Consider the following 24,305-nt stretch of genomic DNA (forward strand, 5'->3'; position numbering starts at 1 on the left):
GCCGCCGGTTTTCCGCTCATTTCTCATCCTTGTTTTATCGGGTTATTTGTCTGCTGACAGGCAAAACCCTACAGATTTATAAGAAAGACTTAAGTGAGATATCCGTCAGATAGCGACTATTAGGAAAATATTTATATACATTTCATGAATATATATTTCGATTGGTATAACGGTGTCTAAATATTCCTCTGAACATCTTCCTGATACAAAAAAACCGCCAGCGTTTCCGCTGGCGGTTTTCAATGTATTCAGAACTCAACAATCAATAAAAATCACCAGTTGCCTTTTCGGCCTGATCCATCCACACCGGTTTATCGCTGGTTTTCGACCAGACGCGGTGCAGGTAGCTGTAAAAGCGGGCGCGGTCTTTCCAGAAAAGCATGAAAGGCAGCGCCAGAACGCCCGCTGCAACCGCATAAGTACGGCGTAAAAAGATAAGCCATGCAGGATATTCTCTGTAGAGTTCCATACTTTTCTCCCCCTTTTGTACCTACCCGGTGAATGGCACCGGAAAAATGAATTTGTTTATCTGATGAAAATAGTACCGCCTTTTGTGTAATTTTGCTACTCATCCGACCACTTATTTTTGCTTATTGATGGTTTATTTACATTCAACATGTAATTAAGTTACATAAAAGTTAAATTAATACTAATCATTAGTTAAGTCATGGCTTTTGCCATTTTTATACTTTTTTTACACCCCGTCCGCAGATTTTTGCGAAATCTTTGCAGCCAGAATTCTACCCTTCCGGTATCACTTTTAGGCCACTGGAGGTGCACTGTGAGTGCAGGCGTGATAGCCGGCGTGTTGCTGGTGTTTTTATTACTGGGTTATCTGGTTTATGCCCTGATCAATGCGGAGGCGTTCTGATGGCTGCGCAAGGGTTCTTACTGATCGCCACATTTTTACTGGTGTTAATGGTGCTGGCGCGCCCTTTAGGCAGCGGGCTGGCGCGGCTGATTAATGATATTCCTCTTCCCGGTACAGCGGGCGTTGAACGCGTACTCTTTCGTGTACTTGGCGTCTCTGACCGTGAGATGAACTGGAAGCAATATCTCTCTGCCATTCTCGGCCTGAACATGCTGGGGCTGGCGGTGCTGTTTTTTATATTGCTCGGCCAGCACTATCTGCCACTTAATCCACAACAGTTGCCGGGGCTGTCGTGGGATCTGGCGCTGAATACCGCCGTCAGCTTTGTCACTAACACCAACTGGCAATCTTATAGCGGTGAAACCACGTTGAGCTATTTCAGCCAGATGGCGGGCTTAACGGTGCAAAACTTTCTTTCTGCCGCCAGCGGGATTGCGGTGATTTTTGCCCTTATCCGCGCGTTTACCCGCCAGAGCATGAGCACACTCGGGAATGCCTGGGTCGATCTGCTACGCATCACGTTATGGGTGTTAGCCCCTGTGGCGTTGTTGATCGCACTGTTTTTTATTCAACAAGGTGCGTTGCAAAACTTTCAGCCTTATCAGGCCGTGACGACCATTGAAGGAGCGCAACAGCTGTTACCCATGGGGCCAGTAGCTTCTCAGGAAGCGATCAAGATGCTCGGTACTAACGGCGGTGGCTTCTTTAATGCCAACTCGTCGCATCCGTTTGAAAACCCAACCGCACTGACCAACTTCGTGCAGATGCTGGCGATCTTTTTGATCCCAACAGCGCTGTGCTTTGCCTTTGGTGAAGTGGCGGGCGATCGCCGTCAGGGGCGCATGTTGCTGTGGGCGATGTCGGTGATTTTTGTTATCTGCGTAGGCGTGGTGATGTGGGCAGAAGTTCAGGGTAATCCGCATCTGCTGGCACTGGGCGCGGACAGCAGCATCAATATGGAAGGTAAAGAGAGCCGTTTCGGCGTGCTGGTCAGTAGCCTGTTTGCGGTCGTGACTACGGCGGCTTCCTGTGGCGCGGTGATTGCGATGCATGATTCGTTTACCGCTCTCGGTGGCATGGTGCCGATGTGGTTGATGCAAATTGGTGAAGTGGTATTCGGCGGTGTCGGTTCTGGCCTTTACGGCATGATGCTGTTTGTCCTGCTGGCGGTGTTTATTGCCGGGCTGATGATTGGTCGTACACCGGAATATCTGGGTAAAAAAATCGATGTACGCGAGATGAAATTGACCGCGCTGGCGATTCTGGTCACCCCGACGCTGGTGCTGATGGGCGCGGCGCTGGCAATGATGACCGACGCCGGACGTAGCGCCATGCTCAACCCTGGCCCGCATGGTTTTAGCGAAGTGCTGTACGCCGTGTCATCCGCCGCTAACAACAACGGCAGCGCCTTTGCCGGATTAAGCGCCAACTCTCCGTTCTGGAACTGTTTGCTGGCGTTGTGCATGTTTGTCGGTCGCTTCGGGGTGATTATCCCGGTGATGGCAATTGCCGGTTCGCTGGTGAGTAAAAAGAGCCAACCCGCCAGCTCCGGCACGCTGCCAACGCACGGCCCGCTGTTTGTTGGACTATTAATCGGCACCGTGTTGCTGGTTGGCGCACTGACCTTTATCCCTGCCCTGGCGCTTGGTCCGGTGGCGGAATATCTCTCCTGATGATATTGAGTGAGCACTGAATATGAGTCGTAAACAACTGGCGCTATTCGAACCAACACTTGTCGTTCAGGCGCTGAAAGAAGCGGTGAAAAAATTAAACCCGCAGGCGCAATGGCGCAATCCGGTGATGTTTATCGTCTGGATCGGCAGTTTGCTGACCACCTGTATTAGCATCGCGATGGCAAGCGGCGCGATGCCTGGCAATGCGCTGTTTAGCGCGGCAATTAGCGGCTGGCTGTGGGTCACCGTACTGTTCGCTAATTTCGCCGAGGCGCTGGCTGAAGGCCGCAGTAAAGCGCAGGCCAACAGTCTGAAAGGGGTGAAAAAAACTGCCTTTGCCCGCAAGCTGCGTGAGCCGAAATATGGCGCTGCGGCGGACAAAGTTCCCGCCGATCAACTGCGTAAAGGCGATATCGTGCTAGTAGAAGCAGGCGATATTATCCCCTGCGATGGTGAAGTCATTGAAGGGGGCGCATCGGTCGATGAAAGCGCCATCACCGGGGAATCGGCACCGGTGATCCGTGAATCTGGCGGTGATTTTGCCTCCGTCACCGGCGGCACGCGTATTCTTTCTGACTGGCTGGTGATTGAGTGCAGCGTTAACCCCGGCGAGACGTTTCTGGATCGGATGATCGCGATGGTGGAAGGCGCACAGCGACGTAAAACGCCGAACGAGATTGCCCTGACCATTCTGCTGATTGCCCTGACTATCGTCTTTTTACTGGCAACCGCCACGCTGTGGCCGTTTTCCGCGTGGGGCGGTAATGCAGTCAGTGTTACGGTACTGGTGGCGCTGCTGGTTTGTCTGATCCCAACGACTATTGGCGGCCTGCTGTCGGCGATCGGCGTCGCCGGGATGAGCCGGATGCTGGGCGCGAATGTGATTGCCACCAGCGGACGTGCAGTTGAAGCGGCAGGTGACGTTGACGTCCTGCTGCTGGATAAAACCGGCACCATCACACTGGGTAACCGTCAGGCATCGGAGTTTATCCCCGCGCAGGGCGTAGAGGAAAAAACGCTGGCCGATGCCGCACAACTGGCTTCGCTGGCTGATGAAACGCCGGAAGGCCGCAGTATTGTGATCCTCGCCAAGCAGCGTTTTAACCTGCGCGAGCGCGATGTGCAGTCGCTCCATGCCACCTTTGTACCGTTTACTGCGCAAAGCCGGATGAGCGGGATCAACATCGACAACCGCATGATCCGTAAAGGTTCTGTCGATGCCATTCGCCGCCATGTTGAGGCTAACGGCGGTCACTTCCCTGCCGATGTTGATCAAAAAGTCGATCAGGTTGCGCGTCAGGGAGCCACGCCGCTGGTGGTGGTGGAAGGTGCTCGTGTGCTGGGCGTTATTGCGCTGAAAGATATCGTCAAAGGCGGCATTAAAGAGCGTTTCGCCCAGCTGCGCCAAATGGGCATTAAAACAGTGATGATTACCGGAGATAACCGTCTGACTGCCGCCGCCATTGCTGCGGAAGCGGGCGTCGATGATTTCCTCGCCGAAGCGACACCGGAGGCCAAGCTGGCATTGATCCGTCAGTATCAGGCGGAAGGCCGTTTGGTGGCGATGACCGGCGACGGCACCAACGATGCTCCGGCGCTGGCGCAGGCAGATGTCGCGGTGGCGATGAACTCCGGCACCCAGGCGGCGAAAGAAGCGGGCAATATGGTGGATCTCGACTCTAACCCGACCAAGTTGATCGAGGTGGTGCATATTGGCAAACAGATGCTGATGACCCGTGGCTCGCTGACCACCTTCAGCATTGCCAACGATGTGGCGAAATACTTCGCCATTATTCCGGCGGCGTTCGCGGCAACGTATCCGCAGTTAAATGCGCTGAATATCATGCGCCTGCATTCGCCCGACTCCGCCATTCTCAGTGCGGTCATTTTCAACGCCTTGATTATCGTCTTTTTGATTCCCCTGGCGTTAAAAGGCGTGAGTTATAAACCGCTTACCGCTTCTGCCATGTTGCGCCGTAACTTATGGATTTACGGTCTGGGTGGGCTGCTGGTGCCGTTTATTGGTATCAAAGTCATTGATTTACTGCTGACCGTTTGCGGTCTGGTGTGAGGTTTACCATGCGTGGATTACGTCCGGGATTATCGACATTTATCTTTCTGTTATTGATTACTGGCGGCGTTTACCCGCTGCTGACCACCGCGCTGGGGCAATGGTGGTTTCCCTGGCAGGCCAACGGTTCGTTGATCCGTGAAGGTGATATGGTGCGTGGCTCGGCATTAATCGGGCAGAATTTTACCGGCAACGGCTATTTTCAGGGTCGCCCGTCGGCAACGGCAGAAATGCCCTATAATCCACAGGCTTCTGGCGGGAGCAATCTGGCAGTCAGTAACCCGGAGCTGGATAAACAGATAGCCACACGCGTTGCTGCATTACGGGCCGCTAACCCGGATGCCAGCACGAACGTTCCGGTTGAACTGGTGACGGCGTCGGCAAGCGGGCTGGACAATAACATCACCCCGCAAGCGGCGGCCTGGCAGATCCCACGTATCGCGAAAGCGCGTAATCTCAGCGTTGAACAGCTCACTCAGCTGATCGCAAAATACAGCCAACAACCGCTGGTGAAATATATCGGCCAGCCGGTCGTCAACATTGTCGAACTCAATCTGGCGCTGGATAAACTTGATGAATAACGAACCCTTACGTCCCGACCCCGATCGTCTGCTGGAACAAACTGCCGCGCCGCATCGGGGGAAGCTGAAAGTTTTCTTCGGTGCCTGTGCTGGCGTTGGGAAGACCTGGGCGATGCTGGCAGAAGCCCAGCGACTGCGGGCGCAAGGGCTGGATATTGTGGTTGGCGTGGTAGAAACCCACGGGCGGAAAGATACCGCCGCAATGCTGGAAGGGCTGGCTGTTCTGCCGTTAAAACGCCAGGCGTACCGTGGGCGGCATATCAGCGAGTTTGATCTCGATGCCGCCCTCGCCCGCCGTCCGGCGCTGATCTTAATGGACGAACTGGCGCACAGTAATGCGCCAGGTTCCCGTCATCCTAAACGCTGGCAGGATATTGAAGAGCTGCTGGAAGCGGGCATTGATGTTTTCACTACCGTCAACGTTCAGCATCTGGAAAGCCTGAACGATGTGGTCAGCGGCGTCACCGGAATTCAGGTACGGGAAACCGTGCCCGATCCTTTTTTCGATGCCGCCGACGACGTGGTTCTGGTGGACTTGCCCCCGGACGATCTGCGCCAGCGGCTGAAAGAAGGCAAAGTCTATATTGCCGGGCAGGCGGAGCGCGCCATTGAACATTTTTTCCGCAAAGGCAATCTAATCGCCCTGCGCGAGCTGGCACTGCGCCGTACTGCCGATCGCGTAGATGAACAAATGCGCGCCTGGAGGGGGCATCCTGGCGAAGAGAAAGTCTGGCACACGCGCGACGCGATCCTTTTATGCATCGGACATAACACCGGCAGTGAGAAACTGGTCCGCGCGGCGGCGCGGCTGGCGTCGCGCCTGGGCAGCGTCTGGCACGCGGTGTATGTTGAACCCCCTGCCCTGCACCGCTTACCGGAGAAAAAACGTCGGGCAATTCTCAGCGCCTTACGTCTGGCGCAGGAGCTGGGCGCAGAGACGGCAACACTCTCTGATCCAGCGGAAGAAAAAGCGGTAGTGCGTTATGCCCGTGAACATAATCTCGGCAAGATTATTCTCGGTCGCCCGGCCTCGCGCCGCTGGTGGCGTCGGGAAACGTTTGCTGACCGACTGGCGCGCATCGCCCCCGATCTCGATCAGGTGCTGGTCGCGCTTGATGAACCACGTGCCCGAACGATTAACAACGCGCCGGATAGCCGCTCTTTTAAAGACAAGTGGCGGGTACAGATTCAGGGATGCGTGGTTGCCGCCGCGTTATGCGCCGTTATCACCTTAATTGCCATGCAGTGGCTGATGACGTTTGATGCCGCCAACCTGGTGATGCTGTATCTGCTTGGCGTGGTGGTGGTGGCGCTATTTTATGGACGCTGGCCTTCGGTGGTTGCCACCGTCATTAATGTGGTGAGTTTTGATCTCTTTTTTATCGCCCCACGCGGCACGCTCGCCGTCTCTGATGTGCAATATCTGCTGACCTTCGCGGTGATGTTAACCGTTGGGCTGGTGATCGGGAACCTTACTGCTGGCGTGCGTTATCAGGCGCGGGTAGCCCGTTACCGCGAGCAACGCACACGGCACTTATATGAAATGTCCAAAGCTCTGGCTGTGGGCCGCAGTCCGCAGGACATCGCCGCCACCAGCGAACAATTTATTGCCTCCACGTTTCATGCCCGCAGTCAGGTGTTGTTGCCCGATGACAACGGTAAATTGCAGACGTTAACACATCCGCAAGGAATGACGCCGTGGGACGATGCCATCGCGCAATGGAGCTTTGATAAGGGCCTGCCCGCGGGCGCAGGTACTGACACTTTACCCGGCGTACCGTACCAGATTTTGCCGCTAAAAAGCGGCGAGAAAACCTACGGACTGGTGGTGGTGGAACCGGGGAATCTGCGCCAGTTGATGATCCCGGAACAACAGCGCCTGCTGGAGACATTTACGTTGTTAGTCGCCAATGCCCTTGAGCGGCTGACGCTGACCGCCAGCGAAGAACAGGCGCGGATGGCAAGCGAACGTGAACAGATCCGCAACGCCCTGCTGGCGGCGCTTTCGCATGATTTACGCACTCCGCTTACGGTGCTGTTCGGTCAGGCAGAAATCTTAACGCTCGATCTGGCAAGCGAAGGATCGCCTCACGCCCGCCAGGCCAGCGAAATTCGTCAGCATGTGCTGAACACTACCCGACTGGTGAATAATCTACTGGATATGGCGCGAATTCAGTCCGGCGGCTTTAATTTGAAGAAAGAGTGGTTAACGCTGGAAGAAGTGGTCGGCAGTGCGCTGCAAATGCTGGAACCAGGTTTATCGTCGCCCATCAATCTTTCTCTGCCAGAACCGCTGACCTTAATCCACGTTGACGGGCCACTCTTTGAACGGGTGCTGATTAATCTGCTGGAGAACGCGGTGAAATACGCGGGTGCGCAGGCCGAAATTGGTATCGATGCCCACGTTGAGGGCGAAAATCTACAACTGGATGTCTGGGATAACGGCCCCGGTCTTCCACCAGGCCAGGAGCAGACGATTTTCGATAAGTTTGCTCGCGGGAATAAAGAGTCGGCGGTACCAGGTGTAGGGCTTGGACTGGCAATTTGTCGGGCGATTGTGGATGTACACGGCGGCACCATTACCGCGTTCAACCGACCGGAAGGTGGTGCTTGTTTTCGTGTTACACTTCCCCAGCAAACTGCCCCTGAACTTGAAGAATTTCATGAGGATATGTGACAAACGTTCTGATTGTTGAAGATGAACAGGCTATTCGTCGCTTTCTGCGCACGGCGCTGGAGGGCGACGGTATGCGCGTCTTTGAAGCCGAAACGCTGCAACGGGGGCTGCTGGAAGCGGCGACTCGTAAGCCAGATTTGATTATTCTCGATCTCGGCCTGCCCGATGGCGATGGAATTGAGTTTATCCGCGACCTGCGCCAGTGGAGCGCGGTGCCGGTGATTGTGCTTTCCGCACGTAGCGAAGAGAGCGACAAAATCGCCGCGCTGGATGCCGGAGCGGATGATTATCTGAGTAAGCCGTTTGGCATTGGCGAATTGCAGGCCCGTCTGCGCGTCGCGTTACGCCGCCACTCAGCTACCACCGCGCCCGAGCCAGTGGTGAAATTTTCCGATGTTACCGTCGATTTAGCCGCCCGCGTGATTCACCGTGGTGAGGAAGAAGTACATCTCACGCCTATTGAGTTCCGTCTGCTGGCCGTGCTGCTCAACAATGCCGGAAAAGTGCTCACCCAGCGCCAGTTACTCAACCAGGTATGGGGACCAAACGCGGTCGAACACAGCCACTATTTGCGTATTTATATGGGACATCTGCGACAAAAACTGGAACAGGATCCCGCTCGCCCCCGCCATTTCATTACTGAAACCGGGATTGGGTATCGGTTTATGCTTTAGGGGTCTGAATTGCCGGATGCGGCGTAAACGCTTTATATGGCCTACAAAATCGCGCAAATTCAATACATTGTACCATCCGCGTAGGCCTGATAAGCGTAGCGCATCAGGCAGTCATAAGTAAAAAAGGGCGATCTTCCGACCGCCCTTTTTCTTATTTAATGTGATTACGCGTTTTTCAGAACTTCGCTAACAATCTCAACCGCTTCTTTCTCGATCTGCTTGCGATGTTCTTCACCGAGGAAGCTTTCGCAGTAGATCTTGTATGCGTCTTCCGTACCTGACGGACGCGCGGCGAACCAGCCGTTGTCAGTCATCACTTTCAGGCCGCCGATAGAAGCACCGTTGCCAGGCGCTGCGGTCAGGCGCGCTGTGATCGGGTCGCCTGCCAGGGTGCTGGCGCTCACCATTTCCGGAGACAGCTTAGACAATGCCGCTTTTTGTGCGGAAGTCGCAGCTGCCTGCAAACGGTTGTAGCTCGGCGCACCAAAGCGTTTTGCCAATTCGTTGTAGTGTTCCTGCGGGTTCTTACCGGTGACAGCAGTGATTTCCGCCGCCAGCAGACACATAATGATGCCGTCTTTATCGGTGGACCACGGCGTGCCGTCGAAACGCAGGAAGGAAGCGCCTGCACTCTCTTCGCCGCCAAAGCCGAAGCTGCCATCAAACAGACCATCAACAAACCATTTGAAACCTACCGGCACTTCTACCAGCTTACGGCCCAAGTCATTGACCACACGGTCGATCATCGCAGATGAAACCAGCGTTTTACCGACGGCAACATCTTTGGCCCACTGCGGACGATGTTGGAACAGGTAGTTGATCGCCACCGCCAGGTAGTGGTTCGGGTTCATCAAACCAGCCGGAGTGACGATACCGTGACGGTCATAATCCGGGTCATTGGCAAACGCCAGATCAAACTTATCACGCAGCGCCAGCAGGCCCGCCATCGCACACTCGGAGGAACAGTCCATACGGATTGCGCCGTCTTTATCGAGGTGCATAAAGCGGAAGGTTTGATCGACCTGATCGTTAACAATGGTCAGGTTGAGGTTGTAATACTCGCCAATGCGCTTCCAGTATTCGATACCGGAACCGCCCAACGGATCAACACCCAGCGTCAGGCCAGCTTTCTGAATCGCTGCCATATCAACGATATCGGCCAGACCTTCTACGAACGGTTGCACAAGATCTTGCTCTTTCACATGACCAGATGCCATCGCTTCGTCGAGGGAGATACGCTTCACGCCTTTCAGGCCATCGGCCATCAGCGCGTTGGCCCTGTCTTCCACCACTTTAGTGACGTTGGTATCTGCCGGACCACCATTTGGCGGGTTGTACTTGATACCACCGTCTTCCGGCGGGTTATGGGACGGCGTAATCACGATACCATCTGCCAGCGGTCCACCTTTTTTATTGTGAACCAGAATGGCATTAGAGACGGCCGGTGTTGGAGTGAAGCCATTGTTTTCCTGCACAATAACGTCTACCCCGTTCGCTGCCAGCACTTCCAGTACAGAAATAAACGCAGGTTCGGACAGGGCGTGAGTATCTTTACCCACATAGCAAGGGCCAGTGATGCCGTTTTTCGCCCGTTCTTCGGCAATCGCCTGAGCAATAGCCAGAATATGCGGCTCGTTAAAGCTATGGCGCGCTGCACTGCCACGGTGACCGGAAGTACCGAATTTCACCGCGTGCTCCGCATTCCCTGCTTCTGGTTTCAGTACATAATATTGCGCCGTCAGTTGGGCGACGTTTATCAAATCACTCTGCTGTGCAGGTTGGCCTGCACGATTGTGGATTGCCATTGCTTTGTCCTTTATCTGCAACGTTGTTTTAAATTGTCCCGCAAACCTTTTCAATCAATTCCACCGGGAATTGCATCGACTGCATGATGTGTTCAATCATGCTGCATTTACGGCCAGTGTTAGTGTTGGTGATCACCCAATACGGCGTGCCTGGCACATGCTTCGGCTTGGTCTGATTACCATTTTTCAGCAGCGTCTGTTCATCTGCTGCAAAGTAAACGCGCGTGCGGCCGTGCAACGATTCCGTTGCCTCGGCAAACGCCTGGGCGTCAAGAGAATATAGTGTAGACAACAGCAGCATAAAGCGATTGACCGCTCGCTTTTGCTCTGCGTATTCATCGGAAAGCAAAAGTTCACGCATCGCGCGCACTTTGTCTTTCACCGTTTTGATCGGCTTCGCTTCGACGATAGCAGGTGACGCAATGCGAACCTCTTTCGTCACCGGAGCAACAGGCTGTGATGCGGCGGAAAACTTCAACATACGCCGTAAAATGTCGGATGCGCTCTCGCCGATATGCTTAGTGTGGCTGGCAATATAGCTGTAGAGTTCATCATCAACTTCAATCGTTTTCATCTTAATCCAGTGCGGTGTCTTAGCTGAATACAAGTCGCCAGGAGTATATGAATAAATCCCGGCAGCGGATAGCGTCAAGCCTGGCTTGCAGAAAAAATCGGATTAAACCTTATTTGTTGCAGCCCTGTGGCACAATGGTCAACATAATACCCTAACCCAACTACACGAAAAAAAGAACTTTGCCATGAAATTGAATATCCGCGCGCAATCTGCACAAAATCAGCATAATAATTCTCCCATCGTCCTCGTCCACGGGTTGTTTGGTAGCCTTGACAACCTCGGCGTGCTGGCGCGCGACCTGGTAAACGATCACAATATCATCCTGGTTGATATGCGTAACCACGGACTTTCGCCACGAGATCCACACATGAATTACCCGGCGATGGCCCAGGATCTTGTTGATACTCTGAATGCGCTGCAGATCGATAAGGCGACATTTATTGGTCACTCAATGGGTGGTAAAGCTGTGATGGCACTGACCGCGTTGGCGCCCGATCGCATCGAGAAACTGGTAGCGATCGATATCGCGCCGGTGGACTATCACGTACGCCGTCATGATGAAATTTTCGCAGCTATCAACGCGGTCAGTGGATCCGACGCGCAAACGCGCCAACAGGCCGCTGTAGTGATGCGCCAATATATTAATGAAGAGGGCGTGATTCAATTCCTGCTGAAATCTTTTGTTGACGGTGAGTGGCGTTTTAACGTGCCAGTATTATGGGATCAGTATCCACATATTGTTGGCTGGGAGAAGATTCCGGCATGGAACCACCCTGCTCTGTTTATTCCTGGCGGCAATTCCCCGTATGTTACTGAACAGTATCGTGATGATTTGCTGGCACAATTCCCACAAGCACGGGCGCATGTCATTGCAGGCGCGGGGCATTGGGTACACGCAGAAAAACCGGATGCTGTGCTGCGGGCTATCCGTCGCTATCTTAATGATTAACGCAACTGATTAAAAACCCAGCGTCCGCGCGGCATTCCGCGCGTGGGCGTTGGCGAGATTCCTCACGCTGTTGTATTATGGCGGGCTATCCATCCGGGCAGGCGCCTGGCTGATTGTTTCCCCCGAAGTCACCAAGATCATGGCCAAAGAACAAACGGACCGTACGACATTAGATCTGTTCGCGCACGAGCGTCGACCGGGACGACCGAAAACCAATCCGCTTTCGCGCGATGAACAGCTGCGTATTAATAAACGCAACCAGCTAAAACGCGACAAAGTACGTGGCCTTAAGCGTGTCGAACTGAAGCTGAACGCGGAAGCTGTCGAGGCGCTGAACGAGCTGGCGGAGTCGCGCAATATGAGCCGTAGCGAACTGATCGAAGAGATATTGATGCAGCAACTGGCGGCGCTGCGTAATCAGGGCATCGTTTAAATATCCACTTTCGTGTAGCACAGTGTGCAGTCCTGCTCGTTTGCTGATTCCGCAAGACTGCCTGTTCTGCTATGATTGCCTTTATCCGTGGGCAATTTGCCACCCCCATTTCAATAAGTTTCAAGAGGTTATTTCACTCATGGCTATCACTGGCATCTTTTTCGGCAGCGACACCGGTAATACCGAAAATATCGCAAAAATGATTCAAAAACAGCTTGGTAAAGACGTTGCCGATGTCCATGACATTGCAAAAAGCAGCAAAGAAGATCTGGAAGCTTATGACATTCTTCTGCTGGGCATCCCAACCTGGTACTATGGCGAAGCACAGTGTGACTGGGACGACTTCTTCCCGACTCTCGAAGAGATTGATTTCAATGGTAAACTGGTTGCGCTGTTTGGCTGTGGCGACCAGGAAGATTACGCAGAATATTTCTGCGACGCCTTAGGCACCATTCGTGACATTATTGAACCGCGCGGCGCGACCATCGTCGGTCACTGGCCAACTGCGGGCTATCATTTCGAAGCATCAAAAGGTCTGGCGGATGATGACCACTTTGTCGGCCTGGCTATCGACGAAGACCGTCAGCCAGAACTGACCGCCGAACGTGTAGAAAAATGGGTAAAACAAATTTCTGAAGAACTGCATCTCGACGAAATTATCAATGCCTGATGTACTGCGGCGTAGACTCATGTCTACGCCGTATTAATAGATAATGCCAATCAAAATAATTGCTACAAATTTGTAACTTTTGCCGTAGTACCTGTACAATGTTCCAGTATTGAAGTGGCCTTACCGATGTAAATGTAAGCTAAGCCACGTTTTTATTAACAATATTTGCCAGGGACTTGTAGTTTTCATTTAGGCATGGCAAATCTATAATGATACGCATTATCTCAAGAGCAAATTCTGTCACTTCTTTTAATGAAGTGAACCGCTTAGTAACAGGACAGATTCCGCATGACTGATAACAATACCGCCCTAAAGAAAGCTGGCCTGAAAGTAACGCTTCCTCGCTTAAAAATCCTGGAAGTTCTTCAGGAGCCGGACAACCATCACGTCAGTGCGGAAGATTTATACAAACGTCTGATCGATATGGGTGAAGAAATTGGTCTGGCTACGGTATATCGTGTACTGAACCAGTTTGACGACGCCGGTATCGTCACCCGCCACAATTTTGAAGGCGGTAAATCCGTATTTGAACTGACTCAACAACATCACCACGATCATCTGATCTGCCTCGACTGCGGAAAGGTTATCGAATTTAGTGATGAATCTATCGAAGCGCGTCAGCGTGAAATTGCCGCGAAGCATGGCATTCGCCTGACTAACCATAGTCTCTATCTTTACGGTCACTGTGCCGAAGGCGATTGCCGCGAAGATGAGCACGCGCACGAAGGCAAATAAGCCAGCCTGAACGAAAAAAGCCAACCTGCGGGTTGGCTTTTTTATACAAGGGAAATAAGAAAAGCGAGAGTTACAGCCCTCACTTATTTGTTATTACTGCGAATTTCCTGCCAGACCTTATCACAATCGGCTTTCACTGCCTGGTCATTACCGGTTTGCGTTGCCTGGATGCACTGCTGATAATCCAGCACGCGGACACTTTCCTGCTCGGCAAATTGCTGATGTTGTTTCTCTTTCTTCAGCACGTTTAACACGCTCTGACAGGCTTCAATTTTTTCCGGCGAACCTTGCGCGGTATTGATACAGGCGCTGTACGCCTCTTTCAGACGACTGTCTTCCTGTGGCGCGGTTGATTGCGCACAAGCCACCAGCCCCGATGCCATCATGGCGATGAGAATCAGTTTTTTCATAGCGAATTCCTCAAATGTGCGGCAGGCACAAAACCTGCCGCGTCGGGCATCAGAAGATGGTGAATGGTGCGATTACCATGAATTTCACGTCGCGCTCATCCTGGAAGATGTTACCGTAACCGCCGCCCCAGCTTGGGATGTCGGAGTGGTTGTCGTATTCGGTGAAGTGCAGTTTGAACATCGTGCCCTTGGCACGACCGTCCTGAATGGTGTAGACCGCATCCAGGCTGTATGCAGACTCTTCAATAGTCCGGTTCTTGTCGTAGTACGCATCCGGGTTGCTCTGCCAGGTCGCAGGTTTAGCATCCCATGCATAAACGTAGGAAGCGCCGATGGCGAAGCCTGGAAGATTCCAGTTTTTCAGGTCATACATCGCGCCGAAGAAGACCGCTTTTTCGCCGTTGGCGTTAAAGTCAGAACGGTTATCCCACCAGATATCCAGGCGACCGTTCGAGGAAGCGTAGGTTGGCGTCATACGTTGCAGGAAGTATCCCTGCTGACCGTCAGCTTTAACCCAGGTGCCTTCCAGACGCAAATCCACCACGTCAGCCGCCCGGTAACCAAAGGTCAACGCTTGCAGCCAGGCGGTGCCATCATAAAGATCGTTGACGCTACGATCGTCAACTTTATCGCGCGTACCGTAGAACTGGTAGCTGGCGGTTAGCGGGCTACCGGCGATATCAAATTTATAGCTGGCTTTGGCAAAATACTGATCGATATACCCTTCCGCCTGACCAAACGCCGCTTCCAGCACGAAGTTATTTTTGAAGTCGTATTTCGCACCGATGGAGTGCAGATAATCAACTTTAGTGGTCTTATCGTTCTGATAAAACTCATCCATTTCCAGATGCCACGGCGCTTTGTATTCGTTGGTCCACATGTAGGAGAAACTCAACGCACCAGCATCGCCGTAATCAAAATTGGCCCCGGCTTCCGCGCCCTGATAGGTACCCGGCATAAAGCTCCAGTGCGGCGCTAACAGCGTTTGACCAGTTGGCTGAATGTAACCTGCCCTCGCCCACACAGGACCGTATTTAAATTTGGCCGCTGCTTTATACAGGCTTATACCGCTTTTATCGCCGGACCAGTCTTCGTCATAGGCTTTATTACTTTTCGAAAACGCGATTTCGTTCGGGTGTGAGCTGTCGCCGTTTTCCGCCATTTCAATCGCCGTAAACGCGGCAATATCAAGGCCGAACATATCAGCAGCATAACCGGACTGAAAATCGAGGTTGGCATTCCAGGTGGAGTGAGAAAGGTTGGTTTTGTATTTGTCGCCGTCGGTAACATCTTTACGGTCGCGTTCACGCTGCCAGTAATAGATACCGCCGGTTAAGGTTGAATCGTCGATGAATCCTTCGGCGCGAGCCTCCGGCATTGCCACCAGGCCCGACATTGCTGTAACACCGGCGATAGCCAGCGCCAGCGTACTACGTTTGCCACTAAACGTACGCATGGGTTAATCCTCTTTGACGTATAAATTGCTGCACCACAGGTGAACAGCGAAAAAAATAAAAATTAAAAAAGTAGCGTTGAGAAAAATCTCGCTGACTACAGGAATAGACTATTTTTCGCGACGCGAATTATCAATCTCTTTCTGTAACGAGAATGTAAGAACATGAGCAACCGCACATATTTTGATGATTTTTGTTACAAGGTTTAAATGTGTACCAGGCGAGCGGGTAGAAGAAAAAATATGTGGCTTTCCAGTAAGATGAAAGCGGTTATATTTAAATTAATTATAATTTGTGATTTTAAATTTGTTGCATGAATAGATTGCGAAGCGAAATTAATTCGCGAAGAAAAGCAGAAAAAAACGCCGCTGAACGCGGCGTTTTGGATTGTTTGCATGTTTCTTGCCGGATGCGGTGTGAACGCCTCACCCGGCCTGGTAGAACTTAAAATTACTCGCCTACTTTCGCCCAGGTATCACGCAGCCCAACGGTGCGGTTAAATACCGGTTTTTCCGCTGTGGAATGGCGGCTGTCGAGGCAGAAGTAGCCTTCACGCTCAAACTGGAATGCTTTACCTGCCACCGCATCTTTCAGAGACGGTTCAGCAAAGCCCTGTTTGATGACCAGAGAATCCTGGTTAATCACCGACAGGAAATCATCCGCAGCGCCGGGATTCGGTACACTGAACAGACGATCGTACAGGCGGATTTCAACCGGCAGCGCATGTGCCGCGCTTACCCAGTGAATAACGCCTTTGACTTTACGACCATCAGCCGGATCTTTGCTTAAGGTGTCGGCGTCATAAGTACAGAAGATGGTGGTGATATTGCCTTCGGCATCTTTCTCCACGCGTTCCGCTTTAATCACGTAAGCATTACGCAGACGCACTTCTTTACCCAGCACCAGACGTTTGTACTGCTTGTTAGCTTCTTCGCGGAAATCGGCGCGATCGATCCAAATCTCACCGCTAAACGGTACCTGACGGCTGCCCATTTCCGGTTTATTCGGATGGTTCGGCATGGTGACCATTTCGCCTTCGCCCTGATAGTTTTCGATAACCAGTTTCACCGGATCGATAACTGCCATTGCACGCGGCGCGTTCTCGTTGAGGTCTTCACGAATGCAGGATTCCAGCGACGCCATCTCAATGGTGTTGTCCTGCTTGGTCACGCCAATGCGTTTACAGAACTCACGAATAGAAGCCGCAGTGTAACCACGACGACGCAGACCGGAAATGGTCGGCATACGTGGATCATCCCAACCTTCTACGTGCTTGTCGGTGACCAGTTGGTTCAGCTTACGCTTGGACATCACGGTGTATTCCAGATTCAGGCGCGAGAATTCGTACTGGCGCGGATGAACAGGAATGGTGATGTTGTCCAGTACCCAGTCGTACAGACGACGGTTATCCTGGAACTCCAGCGTACACAGAGAGTGCGTAATGCCTTCCAGCGCATCGCTGATGCAGTGGGTGAAGTCGTACATCGGGTAGATGCACCACTTGTTGCCGGTCTGGTGGTGTTCAGCAAACTTAATGCGGTACAGCACCGGATCGCGCATCACGATAAACGGCGACGCCATGTCGATTTTCGCACGCAGGCAGGCTTTACCTTCTTCAAAACCGCCGGTACGCATTTTCTCGAACAGCGCCAGGTTCTCTTCAACGCTGCGGTCGCGGTACGGGCTGTTTTTACCCGGCTGTGTCAGGGTGCCACGGTATTCGCGGATCTGTTCCGGCGTCAGTTCATCAACGTACGCCAGGCCTTTATTGATCAGTTCGATCGCATAGGCGTGGAGCTGATCAAAATAATCGGAGGAGTAACGGACGTTACCAGACCAGTGAAAACCTAACCACTCAACGTCGTTTTTGATCGACTCGACGTACTCAATATCTTCTTTTACCGGGTTAGTGTCGTCGAAACGCAGGTTGCACTGGCCTTTATAGTCCTGGGCGATCCCGAAGTTCAGGCAGATAGATTTCGCATGGCCAATATGCAGATAGCCATTCGGCTCCGGCGGGAAACGGGTGTGTACTGTGGTGTGCTTACCACTGGCCAGATCTTCATCGATGATCTGACGAATAAAGTTAGTCGGGCGGGCTTCTGCCTCACTCATCGTGGATTCCTCAAAGCGTAAACAACGTATAACGGCGTATGATCTTATAAGCGGGACAGGCTGACAACTGTTAGTTAGAGAAAATCGAAAAATCTAACAGAGATTATGGGGATAGTTGATGAAAAAAAAAGCGGCGAAGATGGTATCCGCCGCTTTTACCAGTCAGAAGTCATTGTTGGATGCGACGCTTATGCGTCTTATCCAACCTACACAGCGCTTTTGTAGGCCTGATAAGACGCGTCAAACGTCGCATCAGGCATAAAGCAGATTACTTTTTGATTTCATACAGCGGTGTTTGACCCGCCACAACATGGCCCTGAGCTTTAATGATCAAGCCGCTGAAATCGTCGATATTGCTGCAAACCACCGGGCTAATCATCGAGCGGGCGTTAGCGTTCAGGTAATCCAGATCCATTTCCAGAATCGGTTGCCCTGCGCTTACCTGCGCGCCCTCTTCCACCAGACGTTTAAAGCCTTTACCTTCCAGCGCTACGGTGTCGATACCCATGTGGACGACGATCTCTGCGCCCTTTTCAGTTTCAAGGCAGAACGCGTGGTTGGTGTTGAAGATTTTCACGATGGTTCCCGCCGCTGGTGATACAACGATTTTATCCGTCGGTTTCACCGCCACACCGTCGCCCACAGCTTTGCTGGCGAACGCTTCGTCTGGCACCTGATCCAGTGCGACAACATCACCGGTAATTGGCGATACCAGCTCAGCGATAGACACTGCGTTTGGTACAGCCTGCGGTTTCGCTACCGGAGCGGCAGTTGCCGGTGCAGCTTCAGCAGAAGCAGCGGCTACCGGGCCACGAGCAACGACTTTCTTCATCGCATCGCCGATGGATTCTGCTTTCGCGCCGACAATCACCTGGATGGTCTGTTTGTTCAGTTTCACCACCCCAGAAGCACCCAGACGTTTACACATCGCATCGTTGACACGAGCAGAGTCAGCCACAGTCAAGCGCAGACGAGTAATACAGGCGTCAATCGCTTTCAGGTTGTCACTACCGCCAACCGCAGCAATATAGTTGGTTGCCAGTTGAGTTAAGCCTTCTTCGGTATTGCTGTTCGCTTCTTCAGTAACGATCTCGTCATCTTTATCTTCACGACCTGGCGTTTTCAGGTTGAACATACGGATAACCGCACTGAACACCACAAAGTAGATAGCGAAGAAAACAACGCCCATCACCAACAGCATCCAGACGTTCTGGCTGGCTGCTGGCAGGTTGTACATCAACGCGTAGTCGATAGCGCCCGCAGAGAAGGAGAAGCCCGCGTGGATCCCCAGCAACGTTGCCACAAACAGACTGATACCCGTCAGCAGTGCGTGCAGGAGGTACAGCAGAGGAGCAAGGAACATAAACAGGAATTCCAGCGGCTCAGTCACACCGGTCAGGAACGCGGTGATAGCAACAGAAAGCAGCATCCCGCCAACCATCGGGCGACGCTCTTTCGGTGCTGCGAAGTACATCGCCAGCGCCGCACCCGGCAGACCGAACATCATGATCGGGAAGAAGCCGGACATGAACATCCCCGCAGTGCCGTCACCGGCATAGAAGCGGTTGATGTCGCCGTGGAAAACCGTACCCGCAGCGTTGGTGAATTCACCAATCTGGAACCAGGCGATGGTGTTCAGTACCTGATGCAGACCGGTTGGGATCAGCAGACGGTTGATGAAACCAAAGATACCGGAACCCAGCGCGCCCGCAGAAACGATCCACTCGCCGCCTGCATGGATAGCGTGCTGTACCGGCGGCCAGACGTAACCAAAAATGGCTGCCAGCACCAGGCAGAAGAAGCCGGTGGCGATCGGCACAAAACGTTTGCCGCCGAAGAAGCTCAGGAAGTCCGGCAGTTTAATATCAGACCAACGGTTATAGACTGCACCACCGACCAGACCGGTAATGATACCTGCCAGAACCCCCATGTTAATTTCTGGGTTGATGGTCACCATCGCTTTAGTTAACACAAAGTAACCAACCGCACCCGCCAACGCAGCTGCACCTGCACTGTCTTTGGACCAGCTGGAGGCCACGCCGATCGCAAAGATCAACGCCAGGTTATCAAAAATCGCGCCACCTGCCTGGGCAATAAACGCAACATTAAGTAAATCTGGCTGGCCGAATCGCAGCAACAGTGCCGCCACCGGCAGCACCGCGATAGGGAGCTGTAACGCCCTACCGAGTCGCTGGAAAAAACCTAAAATATTCATCTTATTCCCCCTATGAAACCCCTATTTGGCTTGTTTAAAGCCGTTTTTTTATTTTGCTACCGTTTTTACTGCCGATGGTCTGAGTTCAGATTATTAGATAATCTACCTCAGAGTTTGTGAAAATTTAATTCGTATCGCAAATTAAAAGCGTGCCTTTTGTGAGTTTTGTCACCAAATATCGTTATCACCACTCCCATTTACTGGCTAAATCAGAAAACTTATTTTATCATTCAAAAAATCAGGTCGGATTGACGCCTGTCTGCGCAAATCCAGGTTACGCTTAAAGATGCCTAATCCGCCAACGGCTTACTTTTTACTTACTTGAGGTGAATAATGAGACTGATCCCCCTGACTACCGCTGAACAGGTCGGCAAATGGGCTGCTCGCCATATCGTTAATCGTATTAATGCGTTCAAACCGACAGCCGATCGTCCGTTTGTGCTTGGCCTGCCGACTGGCGGCACGCCGATGACCACTTACAAGGCGTTAGTCGAAATGCATAAAGCAGGCCAGGTCAGCTTTAAGCACGTTGTCACCTTCAACATGGACGAATATGTCGGTCTGCCGAAAGAGCATCCGGAAAGCTACTACAGTTTTATGCACCGTAACTTCTTCGATCACGTTGATATTCCAGTAGAAAATATCAACCTTCTCAACGGTAATGCCCCGGATATCGACGCCGAATGCCGCCAATATGAAGAAAAAATCCGATCTTACGGTAAAATCCACCTGTTTATGGGCGGTGTAGGTAACGACGGTCATATCGCATTTAACGAACCGGCCTCTTCTCTTGCCTCTCGCACCCGTATCAAAACCCTGACACATGACACTCGCGTCGCAAACTCTCGTTTCTTTGATAACGATGTTAATCAGGTGCCAAAATATGCGCTGACCGTAGGTGTGGGTACACTGCTGGATGCCGAAGAAGTGATGATTCTGGTGCTGGGCAGCCAGAAAGCACTGGCACTGCAGGCTGCCGTTGAAGGTTGCGTTAACCACATGTGGACCATCAGCTGTCTGCAACTGCATCCGAAAGCCATCATGGTGTGCGATGAACCTTCCACCATGGAGCTGAAAGTTAAGACTTTAAGATATTTCAACGAATTAGAAGCAGAAAATATCAAAGGTCTGTAATTGTTATCCCTGCCCTGACGCCTTGCTCAGGGCATTATTATTTTTGAAATCGGGGGTCGGAATGTATGCATTAACCCAGGGCCGGATCTTTACCGGTCATGAATTTCTTGATGACCATGCAGTTGTTATCGCTGATGGCCTGATTAAAAGCGTCTGCCCAATAGCGGAACTGCCGCCAGAGATTGAACAACGTTCACTGAACGGGGCCATTCTCTCCCCCGGTTTTATCGATGTGCAGTTAAACGGCTGCGGCGGCGTGCAGTTCAACGATACCGCTGAAGCGGTCAGCGTGGAAACGCTGGAAATCATGCAGAAAGCCAATGAGAAATCAGGCTGCACTAACTATTTGCCGACGCTTATCACCACCAGCGATGACCTGATGAAACAGGGCGTTCGCGTGATGCGTGAGTACCTGGCAAAACATCCGAATCAGGCATTAGGTTTACACCTGGAAGGCCCGTGGCTGAATCTGGTAAAAAAAGGCACCCATAATCCGAATTTTGTGCGCAAACCTGATGCCGCGCTGGTCGATTTCCTGTGTGAAAATGCCGATGTCATTACCAAAGTGACGCTGGCACCGGAAATGGTTCCAGCAGAAGTGATCAGCAAACTGGCAAATGCCGGGATTGTGGTGTCTGCCGGTCACTCCAATGCAACGTTGAAAGAAGCGAAAGCCGGTTTCCGCGCGGGGATTACCTTTGCCACCCATCTGTACAACGCGATGCCGTATATTACGGGCCGTGAACCGGGCCTGGCGGGCGCGATCCTCGACGAAGCTGACATTTATTGCGGTATTATCGCTGATGGCCTGCATGTTGATTACGCTAACATTCGCAACGCCAAGCGTCTGAAAGGCGACAAACTGTGTCTGGTTACCGACGCCACCGCGCCAGCCGGGGCCAACATTGAACAGTTCATTTTTGCGGGTAAAACAATATACTACCGCAACGGACTTTGTGTGGATGAGAATGGTACGTTAAGTGGTTCATCCTTAACCATGATTGAAGGCGTGCGTAATCTGGTTGAACATTGCGGTATCGCACTGGATGAAGTGCTGCGTATGGCAACGCTCTATCCGGCTCGTGCGATTGGCGTTGAAAAACGTCTCGGCACGCTCGCCGCAGGTAAAGTGGCCAACCTGACCGCATTCACACCTGATTTTAAAATCACCAGGACCATCGTTAACGGTAACGAGGTCGTAACCCAATAAGAGAAAGTATGACACCAGGCGGACAAGCTCAGATAGGTAATGTTGATCTCGTAAAACAGCTTAACAGCGCGGCGGTTTATCGCCTGATTGACCAGCATGGGCCAATCTCGCGAATTCAGATTGCTGAGCAAAGCCAGCTTGCCCCCGCCAGCGTAACCAAAATTACGCGTCAGCTTATCGAACGCGGGCTGATCAAAGAAGTTGATCAGCAGGCCTCCACCGGAGGCCGCCGCGCTATCTCTATCGTCACCGAAACCCGCAATTTCCACGCAATTGGCGTACGTCTCGGTCGCCACGACGCCACCATCACCCTGTTTGATCTCAGCAGCAAAGTTCTGGCAGAAGAACATTACCCGCTACCGGAACGTACCCAGCAGACGCTGGAACATGCCCTGCTGAATGCCATTACTCAGTTTATTGATAACCACCAGCGCAAGCTGCGGGAGCTGATCGCCATTTCAGTGATCCTGCCAGGACTGGTCGATCCGGACAGCGGCAAAATTCACTACATGCCGCATATTCAGGTGGAAAACTGGGGGCTGGTTGAAGCACTGGAAGAACGTTTTAAAGTGACCTGTTATGTCGGCCACGATATCCGCAGTCTGGCGCTGGCAGAGCACTACTTCGGTGCAAGTCAGGATTGCGAAGACTTCATTCTGGTGCGTGTCCATCGCGGAACGGGGGCCGGAATCATCTCTAATGGGCGCATTTTTATTGGCCGCAACGGCAACGTCGGTGAAATTGGCCATATTCAGGTCGAACCGCTGGGTGAACGCTGCCACTGCGGTAACTTTGGCTGCCTGGAAACTATCGCTGCCAACGCTGCCATTGAACAACGGGTGTTGAATTTATTAAAGCAGGGCTACCAGAGCCGTGTGCCACTGGACGACTGCACCATCAAAACTATCTGCAAAGCCGCGAACAAAGGCGATAGCCTGGCCTCGGAAGTGATCGAGTATGTCGGTCGTCATCTGGGCAAAACCATCGCCATTGCTATCAACTTATTTAATCCGCAAAAAATTGTTATCGCTGGTGAGATCACCGAAGCCGATAAAGTGCTGCTCCCTGCTATCGAAAGCTGCATTAATACTCAGGCACTGAAGGCGTTTCGCACTAATCTACCGGTGGTACGTTCTGAGCTGGATCACCGCTCGGCAATCGGCGCTTTTGCGCTGGTAAAACGCGCCATGCTCAACGGTATTTTGCTCCAGCATTTGCTGGAAAATTAATGTGCTTTTATAGTGGCGCTTATTGTTGTCAATATTCTGGGTAGTCCATGACCATTAAAAATGTAATTTGCGATATCGACGGCGTGCTGATGCACGATAACGTCGCCGTACCGGGTGCAGCGGAATTTTTGCACGGGATTATGGATAAAGGCCTGCCGCTGGTGTTGCTGACCAACTATCCTTCGCAGACCGGGCAAGATCTGGCGAACCGCTTTGCCACTGCCGGTGTCGATGTGCCGGACAGCGTGTTTTATACCTCCGCGATGGCAACCGCCGATTTCCTGCGTCGCCAGGAAGGCAAGAAAGCGTATGTGGTGGGCGAAGGCGCGCTGATTCATGAGCTGTACAAAGCTGGTTTTACGATTACCGATGTGAACCCTGATTTTGTGATTGTTGGCGAAACACGCTCCTACAACTGGGACATGATGCATAAAGCGGCCTATTTTGTCGCTAATGGTGCACGCTTTATCGCCACCAACCCAGATACTCACGGACGCGGTTTTTATCCCGCCTGTGGCGCGCTGTGCGCGGGCATTGAGAAAATCTCCGGACGTAAACCGTTCTATGTTGGTAAGCCGAGTCCGTGGATCATCCGCGCGGCATTAAACAAAATGCAGGCGCATTCGGAAGAAACGGTGATTGTCGGCGATAACTTGCGCACCGACATTCTGGCGGGCTTCCAGGCCGGTCTGGAGACGATTCTTGTGCTCTCCGGCGTTTCGTCGCTCGACGATATCGACAGTATGCCGTTCCGCCCAAGCTGGATTTACCCGTCAGTCGCTGAAATCGACGTTATCTGAATAGAAACCACGTCTGCGGACGTGG

Annotated in this window: 22 protein-coding genes and 1 pseudogene; 16 read left to right on the forward strand and 7 right to left on the reverse strand. The window is 52.3% G+C overall.

What is annotated here, in order from left to right; all coding sequences use genetic code 11:
• Positions 1-262 precede the first annotated feature (262 nt).
• Complete coding sequence (locus D9738_RS11515) at positions 263-469, reverse strand: YbfA family protein (RefSeq protein WP_000424924.1); 207 nt, start codon at positions 467-469, stop codon at positions 263-265.
• Positions 470-781: 312 nt separating this feature from the next.
• Between D9738_RS11515 and kdpF the strand changes: the two genes are divergently transcribed.
• From kdpF to D9738_RS25425, 7 genes and pseudogenes are all read left to right on the forward strand, one after another.
• On the forward strand, positions 782-871 hold the full coding sequence (gene kdpF, locus D9738_RS11520; protein WP_001365534.1) for a K(+)-transporting ATPase subunit F: 90 nt from the start codon (positions 782-784) through the stop codon (positions 869-871).
• Positions 871-2,544, forward strand: a complete 1,674-nt coding sequence (kdpA, locus tag D9738_RS11525) for a potassium-transporting ATPase subunit KdpA (RefSeq protein ID WP_130260216.1) — start codon at positions 871-873, stop codon at positions 2,542-2,544. Before kdpF ends, kdpA begins: the two co-directional genes overlap by 1 nt.
• A gap of 22 nt (positions 2,545-2,566) precedes the next feature.
• Positions 2,567-4,615, forward strand: a complete 2,049-nt coding sequence (kdpB, locus tag D9738_RS11530; RefSeq protein ID WP_130260217.1) for a potassium-transporting ATPase subunit KdpB — start codon at positions 2,567-2,569, stop codon at positions 4,613-4,615.
• An 8-nt stretch (positions 4,616-4,623) separates the two neighbouring features.
• Entirely contained in the window at positions 4,624-5,196 is a 573-nt protein-coding gene (gene kdpC, locus D9738_RS11535; RefSeq protein WP_130260218.1) for a K(+)-transporting ATPase subunit C, read from the forward strand.
• Complete coding sequence (gene kdpD / locus D9738_RS11540) at positions 5,189-7,873, forward strand: two-component system sensor histidine kinase KdpD (RefSeq protein WP_130260219.1); 2,685 nt, start codon at positions 5,189-5,191, stop codon at positions 7,871-7,873. The genes kdpC and kdpD overlap by 8 nt, the downstream gene beginning before the upstream one ends.
• Complete coding sequence (gene kdpE / locus D9738_RS11545) at positions 7,870-8,547, forward strand: two-component system response regulator KdpE (RefSeq protein ID WP_130209834.1); 678 nt, start codon at positions 7,870-7,872, stop codon at positions 8,545-8,547. The genes kdpD and kdpE overlap by 4 nt, the downstream gene beginning before the upstream one ends.
• A gap of 2 nt (positions 8,548-8,549) precedes the next feature.
• Positions 8,550-8,657, forward strand: a pseudogene (locus tag D9738_RS25425) (hypothetical protein); the annotation flags it as partial.
• Between the two features lie 54 nt (positions 8,658-8,711).
• On the opposite strand, the gene pgm reads toward D9738_RS25425, so the two are convergent.
• Complete coding sequence (gene pgm / locus D9738_RS11550) at positions 8,712-10,352, reverse strand: phosphoglucomutase (alpha-D-glucose-1,6-bisphosphate-dependent) (RefSeq protein WP_130260220.1); 1,641 nt, start codon at positions 10,350-10,352, stop codon at positions 8,712-8,714.
• Positions 10,353-10,380: 28 nt separating this feature from the next.
• Positions 10,381-10,926 (reverse strand): replication initiation negative regulator SeqA, encoded by a 546-nt coding sequence (seqA, locus tag D9738_RS11555; RefSeq protein WP_130260221.1) that lies wholly within the window; start codon positions 10,924-10,926, stop codon positions 10,381-10,383.
• 184 nt (positions 10,927-11,110) lie between these two features.
• On the opposite strand from seqA, the gene ybfF reads away from it, so the two are divergent.
• The 5 genes from ybfF to fur all read left to right on the forward strand — a co-directional run bounded on the left by ybfF (position 11,111) and on the right by fur (position 13,713).
• Positions 11,111-11,875 (forward strand): esterase, encoded by a 765-nt coding sequence (gene ybfF, locus D9738_RS11560; protein WP_130260222.1) that lies wholly within the window; start codon positions 11,111-11,113, stop codon positions 11,873-11,875.
• A gap of 139 nt (positions 11,876-12,014) precedes the next feature.
• Positions 12,015-12,308, forward strand: coding sequence for a LexA regulated protein (gene ybfE / locus D9738_RS11565; RefSeq protein WP_064528940.1), 294 nt, complete (start codon positions 12,015-12,017; stop codon positions 12,306-12,308).
• A 139-nt stretch (positions 12,309-12,447) separates the two neighbouring features.
• Positions 12,448-12,978 carry a flavodoxin FldA gene (gene fldA, locus D9738_RS11570; protein WP_010346538.1) on the forward strand — a complete coding sequence of 177 codons (531 nt, stop codon included), beginning with the start codon at positions 12,448-12,450 and terminating at the stop codon, positions 12,976-12,978.
• Positions 12,979-13,187: 209 nt separating this feature from the next.
• Positions 13,188-13,274 carry a fur leader peptide gene (gene uof, locus D9738_RS11575; RefSeq protein WP_010380762.1) on the forward strand — a complete coding sequence of 29 codons (87 nt, stop codon included), beginning with the start codon at positions 13,188-13,190 and terminating at the stop codon, positions 13,272-13,274.
• A complete protein-coding gene (gene fur / locus D9738_RS11580; protein ID WP_000131706.1) occupies positions 13,267-13,713 on the forward strand; it encodes a ferric iron uptake transcriptional regulator in 447 nt (148 codons plus the stop codon). Before uof ends, fur begins: the two co-directional genes overlap by 8 nt.
• Positions 13,714-13,796: 83 nt before the next feature.
• On the opposite strand, the gene chiQ is transcribed toward fur, so the two are convergent.
• The 4 genes from chiQ to nagE form a co-directional block, all read right to left on the reverse strand.
• The gene (chiQ, locus tag D9738_RS11585) at positions 13,797-14,123 is read right to left on the reverse strand and encodes a ChiQ/YbfN family lipoprotein (protein WP_000733594.1); all 327 of its coding nucleotides are present in this window, start codon (positions 14,121-14,123) and stop codon (positions 13,797-13,799) included.
• 49 nt (positions 14,124-14,172) lie between these two features.
• Positions 14,173-15,579, reverse strand: a complete 1,407-nt coding sequence (gene chiP, locus D9738_RS11590) for a chitoporin (protein ID WP_130215036.1) — start codon at positions 15,577-15,579, stop codon at positions 14,173-14,175.
• A gap of 448 nt (positions 15,580-16,027) precedes the next feature.
• Positions 16,028-17,692, reverse strand: a complete 1,665-nt coding sequence (gene glnS, locus D9738_RS11595) for a glutamine--tRNA ligase (RefSeq protein WP_130260223.1) — start codon at positions 17,690-17,692, stop codon at positions 16,028-16,030.
• Between the two features lie 268 nt (positions 17,693-17,960).
• Positions 17,961-19,907, reverse strand: coding sequence for a PTS N-acetyl glucosamine transporter subunit IIABC (gene nagE, locus D9738_RS11600; RefSeq protein ID WP_130260224.1), 1,947 nt, complete (start codon positions 19,905-19,907; stop codon positions 17,961-17,963).
• 333 nt (positions 19,908-20,240) lie between these two features.
• On the opposite strand from nagE, the gene nagB reads away from it, so the two are divergent.
• The 4 genes from nagB (at position 20,241) to nagD (ending at position 24,280) form a co-directional block, all read left to right on the forward strand.
• Complete coding sequence (nagB, locus tag D9738_RS11605; protein ID WP_130260225.1) at positions 20,241-21,041, forward strand: glucosamine-6-phosphate deaminase; 801 nt, start codon at positions 20,241-20,243, stop codon at positions 21,039-21,041.
• A gap of 61 nt (positions 21,042-21,102) precedes the next feature.
• Positions 21,103-22,251, forward strand: coding sequence for an N-acetylglucosamine-6-phosphate deacetylase (gene nagA / locus D9738_RS11610; protein WP_130260226.1), 1,149 nt, complete (start codon positions 21,103-21,105; stop codon positions 22,249-22,251).
• 8 nt (positions 22,252-22,259) lie between these two features.
• On the forward strand, positions 22,260-23,480 hold the full coding sequence (nagC, locus tag D9738_RS11615; RefSeq protein WP_130260227.1) for a DNA-binding transcriptional regulator NagC: 1,221 nt from the start codon (positions 22,260-22,262) through the stop codon (positions 23,478-23,480).
• 47 nt (positions 23,481-23,527) lie between these two features.
• Positions 23,528-24,280 carry a ribonucleotide monophosphatase NagD gene (gene nagD / locus D9738_RS11620; RefSeq protein WP_000153129.1) on the forward strand — a complete coding sequence of 251 codons (753 nt, stop codon included), beginning with the start codon at positions 23,528-23,530 and terminating at the stop codon, positions 24,278-24,280.
• The last annotated feature ends 25 nt before the right edge of the window (positions 24,281-24,305 follow it).

The sequence above is a fragment of the Escherichia sp. E10V5 genome (assembly GCF_004212315.1).
In the GTDB taxonomy this organism is placed as follows: domain Bacteria; phylum Pseudomonadota; class Gammaproteobacteria; order Enterobacterales; family Enterobacteriaceae; genus Escherichia.